At 73.3% G+C, this 13920-nt stretch carries 12 protein-coding genes and 1 tRNA gene; 7 read left to right on the top strand and 6 right to left on the bottom strand.

Annotation, left to right across the window (positions count from 1 at the left end; translation table 11 throughout):
* The first annotated feature begins 84 nt into the window (after nucleotides 1-84).
* The 3 genes from GB864_RS02750 (at nucleotide 85) to GB864_RS02760 (ending at nucleotide 3592) form a co-directional block, all read left to right on the top strand.
* Entirely contained in the window at nucleotides 85-1020 is a 936-nt protein-coding gene (locus GB864_RS02750) for an aldo/keto reductase (protein ID WP_160422824.1), read from the top strand.
* Between the two features lie 64 nt (nucleotides 1021-1084).
* Nucleotides 1085-2134: a class I SAM-dependent methyltransferase gene (locus tag GB864_RS02755; RefSeq protein WP_160422825.1), complete on the top strand. Its 1050-nt coding sequence runs from the start codon at nucleotides 1085-1087 to the stop codon at nucleotides 2132-2134.
* A 111-nt stretch (nucleotides 2135-2245) separates the two neighbouring features.
* Entirely contained in the window at nucleotides 2246-3592 is a 1347-nt protein-coding gene (locus GB864_RS02760) for a M15 family metallopeptidase (RefSeq protein WP_160422826.1), read from the top strand.
* Between the two features lie 117 nt (nucleotides 3593-3709).
* On the opposite strand, the gene GB864_RS02765 is transcribed toward GB864_RS02760, so the two are convergent.
* From GB864_RS02765 to galU, 4 genes are all read right to left on the bottom strand, one after another.
* Nucleotides 3710-3782 (bottom strand) — tRNA-Ala (locus GB864_RS02765).
* A 137-nt stretch (nucleotides 3783-3919) separates the two neighbouring features.
* On the bottom strand, nucleotides 3920-5020 hold the full coding sequence (locus tag GB864_RS02770; protein ID WP_160422827.1) for a hypothetical protein: 1101 nt from the start codon (nucleotides 5018-5020) through the stop codon (nucleotides 3920-3922).
* A gap of 98 nt (nucleotides 5021-5118) precedes the next feature.
* Nucleotides 5119-5778, bottom strand: a complete 660-nt coding sequence (locus GB864_RS02775; protein ID WP_160422828.1) for a GNAT family N-acetyltransferase — start codon at nucleotides 5776-5778, stop codon at nucleotides 5119-5121.
* A 2-nt stretch (nucleotides 5779-5780) separates the two neighbouring features.
* On the bottom strand, nucleotides 5781-6677 hold the full coding sequence (gene galU, locus GB864_RS02780) for a UTP--glucose-1-phosphate uridylyltransferase GalU (protein WP_160422829.1): 897 nt from the start codon (nucleotides 6675-6677) through the stop codon (nucleotides 5781-5783).
* A gap of 51 nt (nucleotides 6678-6728) precedes the next feature.
* On the opposite strand from galU, the gene GB864_RS02785 reads away from it, so the two are divergent.
* The 3 genes from GB864_RS02785 (at nucleotide 6729) to mscL (ending at nucleotide 8207) form a co-directional block, all read left to right on the top strand.
* On the top strand, nucleotides 6729-7304 hold the full coding sequence (locus GB864_RS02785; RefSeq protein WP_160422830.1) for a 5-formyltetrahydrofolate cyclo-ligase: 576 nt from the start codon (nucleotides 6729-6731) through the stop codon (nucleotides 7302-7304).
* A gap of 55 nt (nucleotides 7305-7359) precedes the next feature.
* The gene (locus tag GB864_RS02790; RefSeq protein ID WP_160422831.1) at nucleotides 7360-7638 is read left to right on the top strand and encodes an FmdB family zinc ribbon protein; all 279 of its coding nucleotides are present in this window, start codon (nucleotides 7360-7362) and stop codon (nucleotides 7636-7638) included.
* Between the two features lie 107 nt (nucleotides 7639-7745).
* Complete coding sequence (gene mscL, locus GB864_RS02795; protein ID WP_160422832.1) at nucleotides 7746-8207, top strand: large conductance mechanosensitive channel protein MscL; 462 nt, start codon at nucleotides 7746-7748, stop codon at nucleotides 8205-8207.
* 268 nt (nucleotides 8208-8475) lie between these two features.
* Here mscL and GB864_RS02800 read toward each other — a convergent pair whose 3' ends face one another.
* Nucleotides 8476-12288 (bottom strand): DUF4011 domain-containing protein, encoded by a 3813-nt coding sequence (locus GB864_RS02800; protein WP_419672757.1) that lies wholly within the window; start codon nucleotides 12286-12288, stop codon nucleotides 8476-8478.
* A 79-nt stretch (nucleotides 12289-12367) separates the two neighbouring features.
* Between GB864_RS02800 and GB864_RS02805 the strand changes: the two genes are divergently transcribed.
* A complete protein-coding gene (locus tag GB864_RS02805) occupies nucleotides 12368-12670 on the top strand; it encodes a rhodanese-like domain-containing protein (protein ID WP_160422833.1) in 303 nt (100 codons plus the stop codon).
* A gap of 40 nt (nucleotides 12671-12710) precedes the next feature.
* On the opposite strand, the gene ald is transcribed toward GB864_RS02805, so the two are convergent.
* Nucleotides 12711-13811: an alanine dehydrogenase gene (ald, locus tag GB864_RS02810; RefSeq protein ID WP_160422834.1), complete on the bottom strand. Its 1101-nt coding sequence runs from the start codon at nucleotides 13809-13811 to the stop codon at nucleotides 12711-12713.
* Nucleotides 13812-13920: the final 109 nt, after the last annotated feature.

Here is a 13920-nt window from a genome sequence, read left to right on the forward strand (position 1 = left end):
CCCGCGCGCAGCGCCGCCGCGGCGCTACCCTGACTGCGAGGTCCGCCGGGGGCGGCGGACCGGGCGGCCGACGAGGGGACGCGGATGACGGGCGCAGCGCGATTGGGGATCGGATTGGCCGCGGTCGGCCGTCCGGCCTACATCACGGACGGACGCGATCGCGACCTCGGCGCGGGCGCCGATCGATCGGTGCCGGAGCTCGAGTCCAGGGCGCACGACGTGCTCGAAGAGGCCTGGTCGCTGGGCCTCCGCTTCATCGACGCGGCACGCTCGTACGGTCGCGCCGAGGCGTTCCTGGGGAGCTGGCTACGCGCGCATCCCGAGCGGCGCTCGCGCCTCACGATCGAGTCGAAGTGGGGGTACGCCTACGTCGGCGGGTGGCGGATGGACGCCGAGGTCCACGAGGTCAAGGAGCACAGCACGGCGATGCTCCGCCGGCAGTGGCCGGAGACCCTCGGCGCCCTCGGCACGACGCCGGACCGCTACCTCGTGCACTCCCTCACCTCGGACAGCCCCGCGTTCGACGACCCCGGCCTGCTCGACGCACTGCGCGGCCTGGCGGATCGCGGCGTGCGCGTCGGCCTCTCGACGAGCGGGCCGAAGCAGGCCGACGCGGTGCGGATGGCCCTCGACCTGCCGGATACGCCCTTCTCGGTCGTGCAGTCGACGTGGAACCTGCTCGAGTCCTCGGTCGGTCCGGCGCTCGCGGAAGCGGCCGATGCGGGCTGGGCGGTCGTCGTCAAAGAAGCGCTCGCCAACGGCCGACTGCTCGACGCCGAGGCGGTGCCTGGGCTCGCCGCCCTCGCAGCCGACCACGGACTCTCCCTCGACGCGCTCGCGATCGGCGCGGCCCTCGGCCGGCCGTGGGCCGAGACCGTGCTGAGCGGGGCCGTCGCGCCCGAGCAGTTGCGCGCCAACGACACCGCCCGGCCGCTGCCGCTCGACGAGGCGACGCTCGCCGCCTGCGCCGTCCCAGCCGCCGAGTACTGGGCGGCCAGGGGCGCCCGCCCGTGGACCTGACCGCGGCGCGTCGATCGTCACGAAGCGGTGGCGGCGTCGGCCGCGCCTCCCCCAGGGTGGCCCCATGGACGACGACCGCACGACGGCCCTCGCCGACCGCCTCGCCGAGGCGGCGCTCGGCGCGCTCGAGCTGTACTCGGTGCGCCTCGGCGACGCCCTCGGCCTCTACCGCACGCTCGCCGAGACCGGCCCGCTGACTCCCGACGGCCTTGCGACGGCCGCCGACATCGCCCCCCGCTACGCGCGCGAGTGGTGCGAGCAGCAGGCCGTCGCGGGCATCCTCGACGCGCTGCCCGACGGCCGCTTCGCGCTCCCCGACGCGCACGTCCCCGTGCTCGTCGACCCCGCGCATCCGGCGCACGCCGCGCCGTTCGGCTCGCTGCTCGCCGGCGTCGGCATCGCCCTCGACGAGCTCATCGCGGCGTATCGGACCGGCACCGGTGTGCCGTACGCCCACTACGGCGCCGCCTTCCGGCACGGACAGGCGGGCATCAACCGCCCGGCGTTCAGCCTCGAACTCCCGGATGCCTGGCTCGGCGCCGCCCGCGATCTCGTCGACCGGCTACGGGACGCGCCCTCGCCGCGCATCGCCGACCTCGGCTGCGGCGAGGGGTGGTCGACGATCGCCCTCGGCCGGGCGTTCCCCCATGCCGACGTCGTCGGCGTCGACCTCGACCCGGGCTCGATCGAGGACGCCGCCCGCCACGCGGCCGAGGCCGGCTCCGACATGCGCTTCGAACTCGCCGACGCCGCCTCGCTCGACGGAGCGTTCGACCTCGTCCTGATCCTCGAGGCGCTGCACGATGTGGCCGACCCGGTCGGCGTGCTGCGCGCCGCGCGGGGTTCGCTCGCCGACGACGGCGCGCTCCTCGTGCTCGACGAGCGGGTCGCCGACGAGTTCACGGCGCCGGGCGACGCGGTCGAACGCCTCATGTACGGCTGGAGCGTGCTCCACTGCCTGCCGGCCTCGATGGCCGAGCAGCCGTCGGCCGCCCTCGGCACGGTCCTGCGCGCATCCACCGTGAACCGGCTCGCGATCGAAGCCGGCTTCACGCGCTTCGCCGAACTGCCGATCGAGCACGACTTCTTCCGCCTGTACCGGCTCGAAGGGTGACGGTCTCCGTCCACGTCCCGGCCGCCGCATCACCGGTCGCCGCGTCCCCGGCTCCCGCACCCCCGAACGCGGACCTCGCCGAGGCGAGCGACGCCGCACTACGGTGAGCGCATGCGCCCGAGGACCCGAGACCGCGCGATCGCCGCGACCGGCCTCGCCCTGCTCCTCGGAGTCTCCGTCATCGCGGGCGTCCGCGGCACCCTCGTCCATTCCGACGCCCTCGCGCTCGCCCGGTTCGAGGAGGCTGCGGAGGCGCACGAGGCGAGCGCCGCCGAGGCAGCAGATGCGGCAGGCGACTACGCCGCGGCGCTCGAACTCGCCGTCCGGACCCACGACGCCGGTGCCACCGCACACGCGGCGGCGGATCCGGCGCTGCTCGCCGACCCGTCGTCGCTCGACGGCCTCGGCACCGCGCTCAGCGCCCTCGCCGAAGCGGCCGGGCTCGCCGTCGGTGCGGACGGCCGCGCGGCGACGATCCTGGCCCCCACGGCCGAGCTGGACGCCTCCTCGCCGGAACTTCCCGAGGGACGCGCCGAACGGGTGCGGGCGTCCGAGGACCTCGACGCCGACGCGGTCGCCCTCGAGACACGGGCCGCGACCCAGCGCGCCGCCGTCGCCCGGCTCGACACCGCGAGCGACGACGCAGAGGCCGCGCTGTCGGCACTGCTCGGCGCGGCCCACGCGCACGGCACGGCGGCCGCCCTCCCCGAACTCGCCTCGGCCGAATCCCGGGCCGTGTACAGCGCGGCCGTCGCCGCCCTCGCCGACGACGCCGCACTGGCGGATGCCGCAGGACGCCTCGCCGCCTACCGCGACGCCTGGAGCGCCGTGACGGCCTCGCAGGCTGCCGCCGAAGCCGCCCGCGCCGCGGCCGAGCAGGCCGCCGAGGAACGGGCACGCACCGCCCCGCCGGCCGGCGGCGAGAGCGGCGGCGAGAACGTGGAGCCCACCTACATCCAAGGCATCCTCGTCGTGAACAAGACCTACGGGCTGCCGCGTTCCTTCGGGAACGGACTGACCTCGGAGACCATCGCAGCGTTCGAGGCGATGCGCGCCGAAGCCGCCGCGCAGGGCCTCGACCTGTACATCTCGAGCGGTTTCCGCTCCTACGACTCCCAGTCCGCGATCTACAACCGGTACGTCGCGAACGAGGGCCGCGCGGGCGCCGACCGCCACTCCGCGCGGCCCGGCCACAGCGAGCACCAGACGGGGCTCACGTTCGACCTCAACACGATCGCCGAGTCGTTCGGCAGCACCGCGGAGGGGCAGTGGGTCGCCGACAACGCCCACCGGTTCGGCTTCATCGTGCGTTACCCGCCCGGTAAGGAGGCCGTCACCGGCTACGTGTGGGAGCCGTGGCACCTGCGCTACCTCGGGGTCGACACGGCGACAGCGGTGCACGCGAGCGGGCTCTCCCTCGAGGAGTACCTCGGCATCACGTCCGTCTACGCGGAGTGAGCACCGGCCGGCCGGCGGCCGGAACCGAGGGAGCACGACGCGCGGAACTGACGCCGGAACGGGACGCTGGAAACGATGAAGGCCGGCACCTTCCGGTGCCGGCCTTCATGCTCAGTGTGGACCCAGGGGGATTCGAACCCCCGACCTTCTCATTGCGAACGAGACGCGCTACCAACTGCGCCATGGGCCCGAGCCGTGTACGACTTTAGCACGCTCCCGAGGGTGGTTCTGACCACCCGGCCCCCACCGCGCCTCCCCGGCACACCGAGACGGCCCGACCTCGAGGATGCCTCGACGGACCGGCGGCGCAGCGGGATCGAGACCGGCTCAACCGGCGTTGCGACGACGTGCCAGCACGGAGTCGAGACCCTCGAAACCTGCGGCGGACTCGTCGACGTAGCCCATGCGGGCGTACGGGCTCAGCGTTGCCGCAGGAGCTGCGGGAGCCTCGGGCTCGGGCTCGCGGCGTTCGGCCGCGGCCGGCAGTGCGGGCACTTCCGGCTCGAGCTCGGCGGCGCGACGCTCGAACTCCGCGGACTTGGTCGCGGCCGTGAGGCGGGCCGCCTCCTCGACGGAGGCCATGGCCATCGCCGCCACGGTGCCCCGCGAGAGCGTGAGCGGCCTCGGCAGCGGCTGCGGCGTCCATGCGTGCTCCTCGCCCTCCCCCGCATCCACGTCGAACGGCTCGTCGTCGGCGGCGGTCGAACGTTCGACCGTCGGCGCCGCGGGCACGGCCGGCACGGCGGCGGGCGCCGTGATGCGTCGCCGCGCGAGCGTCCGCAGGCCCGACCAGGCGAACAGGGCGAAGAGCGAGCCCGCGCCGATCAGGATGCCGCCCACGACCAGTCCGCCGTCGAGCAGGATGCTGACGCCGACGCCCGCTCCCGCGAGCGAGCTCAGGAGCATCGTCGTGCACGCCAGGCGCCCGCGTCGGAGCGCGGCCCGGGCGCGCAGCGCCCGCTCGAGACCGGCGGCGGGCACGACCGGTCCGGCGGTCTCGACGTCCGGAGCATCGGAGCCGGGGAGCATCTCAGCCGGGGCCGGGGCCCCCGCGGCGGGCGCGACGTCGGCCGTGGACTCGACGACGCCGTCGACCGGCTCGACGACGCTCGCGCCCTCGGACGGCCCGTACACGACGCTGCCCGCGGCGACGAGGGCGTCGACCCGGCGGTCGGCGGCGCGGTCCTGCTCCTGCTGCAACCGCTTGAGGCGGCGACGCTGCTTGGCGACCTCGCGCGCGGTCGCCTCGACCTGCACCGCCTCGGGCGTCTCGGACGTCTCGGCGAGGATCCGCAGCGTCTGCTGGAGCCGGACGGCGTTGCGCTCAGTGGCGAGATACTGCCGGCGGCGGAACCAGCTCGGCAGCAGATACGCCACCCAGAGTGCCGCGGCGATCACCACCAGCACGCCCCCGCCGATCCCGTCCATGGATCGACGATACGAATCAGACGGGCTTCACCGCGCCAGCCGAGCGGGCGTGTCCCGGCAATGGGACGCCGACTCCCCAGAACTGGGGGCGGCCGGACTCACCGATCGAGGCGGAGCGGCACGCTCGCGGCGGCGACGTCCTCGGGCCACGGCGTCGAGACGCCCACCGGAACGCGACCCTCCTGCCAGCGCCGCAGCACACCGCCCGGCACTTCCTCGCGAACGAGGCCGAAGGCGTAGTGGTCGCGCCAATCCCCGTCGATGTGGATGAACCGACGCCGCAGCCCCTCGTAGCGCCAGCCGAGCTTCGCGACGACGCGCAGCGACGGCTCGTTCTCGGGCCGGATGCAGATCTCCATGCGGTGCAGCCCGAGTTCGAAGAAGCAGTAGTCGGTCGCGAGCGCCACCGCCGTCGGCGTGATCGAGCGCCCCGCGAGTGTGCTCGACACCCAGTACCCGATCGACGCCGAGGCGAGCGAGCCGTACGTGATCGCGGAGACGTTCAGCTGCCCTGCGAACTCCCCGCCGTACTCGACGACGAACGGCAGCGCGTGCCCGGACCGAGCGTGGGCGAGCAGATTGCGGATGCTCGCCCGGGTGTCGATGACGCTCGACCCTCCGGGATAGGTCGCCTCCCAGCGCCGCAGCCAGACGCGATCCTCGAGCAGCTTGCGTTCGAGCACGCGGCCGTCGCGCAGACGGATCGGCCGGAGCACGACGTCGCCGTCGCGCAATGTCGGCACGGGGAGGGGTGCCATCCTCAGCTCTGCTCGAAGCCGGCGACGTACGACGCCAGCCAGGCGCGCAGGTCGGAGCCGAGGTCGGGGCGTTCCGCCGCGATCTGCACGACGGCCTTGATGTAGTCGAGCTTGTCGCCGGTGTCGTAGCGACGACCGCGGAACACGACGCCGTAGACGCCGCCGGTGCCCTCGACGTCGTTCGCCATCTCCATGAGGGCGTCGGTGAGCTGGATCTCACCGCCCTTGCCGGGGGCTGTGTGCTCGAGGATGCCGAACACCTCGGGCTTGATGACGTAGCGGCCGATGATCGCGAGGTTCGACGGAGCGACGTCGGCGTCGGGCTTCTCGACGAGGCCCGTGACGCGGACGACGTCGGGGTCGTCGGTCTGCTCGACCTCGGCGGCGCCGTAGAGGTGGATCTGATCGGGCTCGACTTCGAGGAGCGCGATGATCGTGGCATCGCGACGGTCGTGCTCCTCGATCATGCGGGAGAGCAGCGGGTCGCGCTCGTCGATGAGGTCGTCGCCGAGGAGCACCGCGAACGGCTCGTCGCCGACGTGCTTCTTCGCCCGGTGCACGGCGTGGCCGAGCCCCTTCGGGTCGCCCTGGCGGACGTAGTGGATGTCGGCGAGCGCCGAGGACTCCTGGACGCGGCCGAGCTTGGCGGCGTCGCCCTTCTGCTCGAGGGTGTGCTCGAGTTCCGCGACGCGGTCGAAGTGGTTCTCCAGGGCGTTCTTGTTGCGCCCGAGGATGACGAGGACGTCGTCGAGTCCCGCCGCGACGGCCTCTTCGACCACGTACTGGATGGCCGGCTTGTCGACGACCGGGAGCATCTCTTTCGGGAGGGCCTTCGTCGCCGGGAGGAAGCGGGTGCCGAGTCCGGCCGCAGGGATGACGGCCTTGGTGATCTTCGTCATGGCGAGAGCCTACCGGGCGGTCCCCGGGGCACGCGGCCTAGGATGAGGCCCATGCCCGACCCGGACGTCGAGAAGCGGATCCTCCGCGCCGAACTGCGCGAGCGCCGTCAGAACATGAGCCAGCACGAGCGGGACGCCGCATCGGCGGGCATCACCGAGCGGCTGCAGTCGCTCGTCGAGCAGCACGGTGCGACGTCGCTGTCCGCCTACCTGTCGATGCCCTCCGAACCCGACGTGCGGCCGTTCGTGAACTGGGCCGAGGCCCGAGGCATCCGCGTGCTGTTCCCGATCTCCCGGGAGGACGGCCTGCTCGACTGGACGGTCGGCGAGGAGCAGACCGAGATCACGGGCATCACGGGCGTGCCCGAGGCCGAGGGCGAACTGCTCGGCCCGATGGCCATCAACGACGTCGACCTCATCATCGTGCCGGCCGCCGCGATCGACTCGACGGGCCTGCGCCTGGGCTGGGGTCGGGGCTATTTCGACAAAACCCTGGGTTCGATGGGAAAATGTCCTCCGGTGTACGCCGTCGTCTTCGATTCCGAAGTGGTCGAGTCGGTGCCCCGCGAGGTGCACGACCAGCCCGTCGACGGCGTCGTGACGCCCACGCGCACGCTGGAGTTCTGACGGTCCTCCCGCCCGAACGGCCGCGAACGACGATATCCGGAAGAGAATCCCCCGAATGCCCACGTACTCCTACCGCTGCACCGTGTGCAACGACGCCTTCGACATCCAGCAGTCCTTCAGCGACGCCTCGCTCACGGAGTGCCCCGCCTGCGGCGGCAAGCTCCGCAAGCTCTTCTCCGCGGTCGGCGTGACGTTCAACGGCTCCGGCTTCTACCGCACCGACTCGCGTGCCGCCTCGACGTCGTCCTCGTCGTCGTCGGGCTCCTCGGCGTCGTCCGCCGGCTCGTCGTCCGGGTCGTCGTCCTCCTCGTCGAGCGCCGCCGCCGCCGGCTGACCGGCGCCCGCGCGTTCGTCAACCCCTCGTCCCCCGTTCCGCCGGATTCGCTAGCGTGGACGGTTCCGGACCCGACCGACGGGTCCGTCGACCACAGAGGGAGCAGGATGCTCAAGGGATTCCGGGACTTCATCGCCCGCGGCAACGTGATCGACCTGGCGGTCGCCGTGGTCATCGGCGCCGCGTTCACGACCATCGTCAACGCGATCGTCAGCGGCATCGTCAACCCGCTCATCGCGCTCATCTTCCAGGCGGAGACGCTCGACCAGGCGCTCGTCTTCCAGGTGCCGACGCTCACCGGGGGCGAGACGACCTTCTCGTTCGGCCTCGTGATCGGTGCGATCATCAACTTCCTGGCCGTGGCGGTCGTCGTGTACTTCGCGTTCGTGATGCCGATGAACAAGCTCAAGGAGCGCCAGGAGGCCAAGGCGAGGGCCGCTGCCCTCGCCGCCGGCGTCGTCGAGCCCGAGGTCCCGCTCAGCGAGACCGAACTGCTCATCCAGATCCGCGATCTGCTCGCCGAGCAGTCGTCGGGCGCCTCCGGCACTCACGGCTCGCACTCCGCGTAACCGGACTCACCAGTGCGGGGGCTTCTCCCGCGCGATCCGGTCGTCGTCCGCCCCGCCCGCGCCCCGCGCGGCGGGGCGGTCGTCGTCGTGGGAGCCCGGCACCGCCGACTCCGGCGCGGGATCGGACCCCGGCGCTGGCGTGAGCCTCGCGCGCCGGGAGCCGCGTGCGCGGATGACGCGCTGCCGAGGTTCCTCCGCCGGATGCTCCGTGCCTGCGATCGTGCCGTCCCCGTCGGACGCGCCGGCGTCCGGGCGGTCGGCCGTCGGCTCAGGCATCCGAACGCGGCTTGCCGAGCAGCGCCGCGACCCGCTCGGCGACCGACTCCGGGTTCGCGAACAGCTCGAAGCTGTGCACGCGGAGGTAGTACCACCCGAGCCCGCGGAGCATCGCCGGACGCAGTCGCAGCGCCTCTCGCAGGTCGAGATCGGCGAGGGCGGCATCCGTCTCGACGACGACCGCGCGCCCGGCGTGCGAGGCCGCGAGGGCCAGCCGGCCGCGGTGCCCGAGCGTGACGCGGATGCCGCGCTTGCCGAGCCGCGCGGCGAGGTCGAGCAGCATCGGCTCGCGGTCGTCGGCGGCCGCGGCCGGGGCGCCGGCCTGCCGTGCCTCCGTCTGCTGCAGGATGTCGCGCAGCGCCAGCACGCCGTGCGACTGCCGGGCGTCGTCGATGTGGTCCGCGTGGAACGCCGCGACGATGTCCATCGAGCGGCGGGCGCGCGTCATCCCGACCGCGAGGAGACGATCGCCGCCCGGCTCGCCGAGCGGGCCGAAGGTCGAGAGCAATCGGCCGTGCGGGGTCCGGCCGAAGCCGACCGAGAAGATGACGCGGTCGCGGCTCTGCGCGACCGCCTGCTCGAGGGTGAGCACCGTGAACGGCTCGGCGCGGTCCTTCAGGATGAAGTCGGTGAGATCGGTGCGCTTCGCGAAGGCCGAGAGCACCGCCTGGTGCACGCGCGTCGCATGGCGCGGGCTCGCCGTGATGACCATGAGCGACTCGGTCGGCCGCTTCACGGCGTGGTCCATGACGAGCTCGACGACCTTGACGACCTCGTTGTCGACGGACTCGACGGTGCCGGATTCGCGGTCGGGCAGCCCGTTGCCCTCGACGAAGTGGAGGTTCAGCGAGCCGTGCCCGAGGAAGCTCCCCGCCCAGGGCAGCGACTCGATGCGGCCGTCGTAGAAGCGGCGGTTGACGAGTTCCGCGAGGTCCTCGCCGCCGGCGCGGTAGCTGCGGGTCAGCTCGAGCCGCGGGAGCAGTTCGGAGAGCCGTGCGAACGCCGACTCGGCGTGGAGCCCCTCGACCTCCTCGCCCGTCGTGCGGGGACCGGCTGGGCCGTCGCGGAGTCCGGTCTCGAACGGCGTCGGGGTCTGGGTCACGGGATCGCCGACGGCCACGACCTGGCCCGCGCGGCGGATCGCGCCGAGGCTCTCGGCGAACGTCGCGGCACCGGCATCCACGAGGATGACGGTGTCGAAGGCGAGCTCGTCGGGGATCGCGGGGACCTCGTAGGGGCTCGAGAGCCACACGGGCGCGAGCGAGCGGAACAGATGCGGCGCGCTCTCGACGACGGAGCGGGCGCCCACCCGGTCGCCCCGGAGCAGCCCGCGGAGCTCGGCCGCCTCCTCGGGGTGGTCGACGAGCCCGATCTTCCAGCTCTCCGCGAGCTTCCACGCGAGCTTCGGGCCGGCGCTGTCGGCGTGCGCCTGGTCGACGAGGCGGAAGTCGGCCTCGAGACGGTCGAGGACGGCGGTGTTGGCGCCGAGCAGTGCGCGCTCCTCGGCGAGCAGGTGCTCGAGCCCCGACTGCCACCAGGCGAGCTCGAGCTCGGCGCCGACCTCGCCGGCCGGCACGTGCCGCTTGGAGAGGTCGACGAGGAGCGGGTCGAGACCGAAGCCGCGCAGCTCCTGCAGCACGGCGGTGCGCTCCTGGAGGTTCGCGAGCACCTCGCTCTCGGCCGCGAGCCCCTCGAGCATGGTGCGGAGTTCGCGCAGCGGCCGGGCGGCGAGGCGCTGCGGCGAGCCCTCGATGCCGAGCGGTGCGTCGAGGACCGCGAGATCGGCCTCGATGCGCTCGTAGGAGGCGAAGACGTCGTCGATGCCGACGGGGACGGCCGGGATCGCGCCCGCGGTCGTGTAGCGCTGCCACAGGGTGCGCTGCTGCTGGACACGTCGGAGCGCGTCGTGCAGGTCGCCGACCGAGGCGCCGGGGCGCACGTACTCGAGCGCGAGCCGCCGGAACTGGCGCCGGTGGGCGCCGCTCATCTTCACCTCGCGGCGCGGCGCGGTCGCCGCGATGAGCTCGCCGAGCGGCCGGTCGTAGACGGAGGGCTGGAAGCGGTCGAGCGTGGTCTTGATGTCGAGGAGGAGCCGCAGGAAGACGCCGAGCTCGGCGACCGATTCGAAGGGACGCAGCCGGGTGTCGGCGATGAGCTGCTCGGCGCGGTCGACGAGACGCGGCACGCCCGTGCGGGAGAGCTGCTGCGCGAGCTTGTGCGCGGTCTCCGCTTCCTCGCTCGTGTGGAACGCGGCTCCGTACCAGGGCGAGTCGCCCGGGCCGTAGCGGAACTCGCCGAGCTCCGCAGCGCGCGCGAGCTGCGCGGCGACGCGCTCACGGCCGGTCGCGAGCTCCGCGAGGCAGTCGCGGTCGAGCCGTGCGGAGGTGCGCGGCGCCGTCGGCTGCAGGGCGAGCCGGGCGAGCTCGCCGAGCGCGTCGAGCACCGAGATGCCGAGCGCGGCGTCGGTGCGCGAGAGCGCCGCCCGGTAGTCGACGAGCACCTTGCGCAGGCGCACGAGCGCGTCGTCGACGTCGGCGATGCGCGGCTGCTCGGCCTTCTCGTTGCGCGAGATCGAGGCGATGAGGTCGCGGCGCAGTCCCGAGTTCGTCACGGCGGCGCCACCGAGGCCGACCTGCGCGAGCCGGTGCGCGATGCCCTCGAGGCTCGAGCGGCGGGGGCCGACGACGAGCACGCGGCGGTCCGCCGCGACGAGGGCGCCGATGGCGTTGACGACGGTCTGGGTGCCGCCGGTGCCGGGCAGCGTCGAGACGACGATCGAGCGCCCCGCGGCGATCTCGGCGACGACCTGCTCCTGCTCGGCGTCGGCGGCGAGGAGCAGCGAGTCGGTCGAGGGCGGGCGCTCGTCCGAGGGCACGAGCGCGACGGGCTCGTCGCGCTGCGCGAACCGCGCGCGGGCCCGGGAGTCGCCGGCGACGGCGTCGATGAGCGGATGCCCCAGTCGCTGGGCATCCCGCGCCATCGCCGGCCCCGCCTCGGCGAAGTTCGACACCACGAGCCGCGGGGCGACCTGGAACCACGGCAGGTGCGCCGTGAGGCCGCGCAGGCGGTCGATGACGGGCTGCGGCTTGAACGCCCCGTTCGAGATCGCGAGGGCGACGAACGCGTCGGCGTCGAGCGAGATGCGGAACTGGTCGGCGAGCTCGCGGGCGAGCGCCGGGTTCAGGAACGGCTGGCCCTTGAGTTTGAGCTCGAAGTCGCGCCCGTACCGGCGGATGGCGAGCGGCCACAGCAGGACCGGGGCGAGGTACGCGTCTTCGCCGCGCTGCCATTTCGCGAGGCCGATCGCGAGGAAGACGGAGTCGATGCCGCGCACCGAGCGCAGCTCGATGCCCTTGTCGGTGATGGCGCCTGCGGCGAGCTTGGCGGCGCGGAGCGCCAGTTCGTCGCGGATGAGGTTCGAGAGGTGCGTCGAGTTGCCGGTGATGAATTGCGGCAGGCCGCCGGGATGGGTGGTCGAGAGCTCGATCCGCGTGCGCTCGTCGTCGGCGAAGCGGAGCAACGGCGAGCGGCCGCCGACGGCGGCCAGTTCGTCCCGCCACCGCTCGCGGGTCGCCTCGACGAGGTCGACCGGATGCTCGTCGGGGGCCCCCGTCGTCACGCTCTCCGGCGCGGCGCTGCGAGCGTCGGCGTACTCGGGGGCGAACGCCAGGGCAGTATCGCCATCGGTGTCGAACGGGATTCCGTCCGCACCCTCTGAACCGTCGAGCCGCCGCACAACGGAAACCCTACGAGACGGGCGCCGCTTTCCCGGCAGCGCAGGGGGGTTTCGGCGTATTCGCCGCATCCGTCCGATCCCCGGCGCCCGGCGACCGTCCGGGCGGCATCGCCTAGCGTGGTGGTACCAGTCCCGAACGGAGCAGCCGATGCAGTCCATCACCCCCGCCGAGGTCCACGCCCAGGACGGCGCCTACATCCTCGACGTCCGCGAGCCCTCGGAGTGGGCGGAGCGCCACGTCGAGGGCGCCCACCACATCCCGCTCGGCGAACTCGTCGCGCGCTTCTCCGAGCTGCCGGTCGACGAGACGGTCTACGTCATGTGCCTCGTCGGCGGGCGCAGCGCGCAGGCGACGCAGTTCCTCGAGGTGCAGGGGTACGAGGCCGTGAACATGTCGGGCGGCATCGACGCCTGGCAGGGCCAGGGCCTCCCGGTCGTCGCGGGCGCCTGATTCTGCTCCGGATGCCCGTCGCACGGGCATCCGGTCACGCTCACCGAGCGGGCGAGAACGCGAGCCCGTGGGCTTCGGCCACGGCGGCGTTGACGAGGCGGCCGTCCTGCGTCGAGAGGCCGAGCGCGAGCGCCGGGTCGGCGGCGAGCGCGGCCGGGGCGCCGAGGTCGGCGATCCGCACCGCGTAGGGCAGCGTCGCGTTCGTGAGCGCGGGCGTCGAGGTCGCCGGCACGGCGCCGGGCATGTTGGCGACGCAGTAGTACAGCACGTCGTGCACGCGGAACGTCGGGTCGTCGTGGGTCGTCGGTCGCGACCCTTCGAAGCAGCCGCCCTGGTCGATCGCGATGTCGACGAGCACGCTGCCGGGGCGCATCGTGGCCACCATGTCGAGCGTCACGAGCTTGGGTGCGGCGGCGCCGGGGATCAGCACCGACCCGACGACGAGGTCGGCCCCGGAGACCGCACGGGCGATCTCGTACGGCGTCGACGCGAGGGTGCGCACGCGCCCGTCGAAGCGGGCATCGAGCTCCCGGAGCCGCGCGAGGGACACGTCGAGCACCGTGACGTCGAAGCCGAGCCCGAGGGCGATGCGCGCGGCGTGCTCGCCGGCGACGCCGCCGCCGATGACGACCGCGCGGGCACGGTCGGTGCCGGGCACGCCCGAGGGCAGGATGCCCCGGCCGCCGGCCGCCTTCAGGAGGCTGCCCGACCCGACGATGGGCGCGAGCCGGCCCGCGACCTCGCTCATGGGCGTCAGCAGCGGGAGGGATCGGTCGGGCAGCTGCACGGTCTCGTACGCGATCGACGTCGTGCCGGCGGCGAGGAGCGCCTCGGTGAGCGGCCGGTCGGCCGCGAGGTGGAGGTAGGTGAAGAGCACGAGGTCCTCGCGGAGGAAGCCGTACTCGGCGGGCGTCGGCTCCTTCACCTTGAGGACGAGCTCGGCGGCCCACGCCTCGGCTGCGGTCTCGACGATCTCTGCGCCGGCGGCGGAGTAGGCGGCGTCGTCGAACCCGCTGCCGGCACCTGCGCCCGCCTGGACGAGCACGCGGTGACCGCGGCCGGCCAGGGTGTGCACGCCCGCCGGGGTCGCGGCGACCCGGTACTCGTGGTTCTTGGTCTCGGACGGAACGCCGATCAGCATGGTGACTCCTCGTCGGTGCAGGTGCGCAAATAGTGGAGCATCGTGCGAAGATCGGAAAGCGTAGCCGAACATCGTTCGGCATAATGCTCCGAATCGACGTGATCGTTCC

This window comes from Agromyces seonyuensis, assembly GCF_009789225.1.
Classification (GTDB): domain Bacteria; phylum Actinomycetota; class Actinomycetes; order Actinomycetales; family Microbacteriaceae; genus Agromyces; species Agromyces seonyuensis.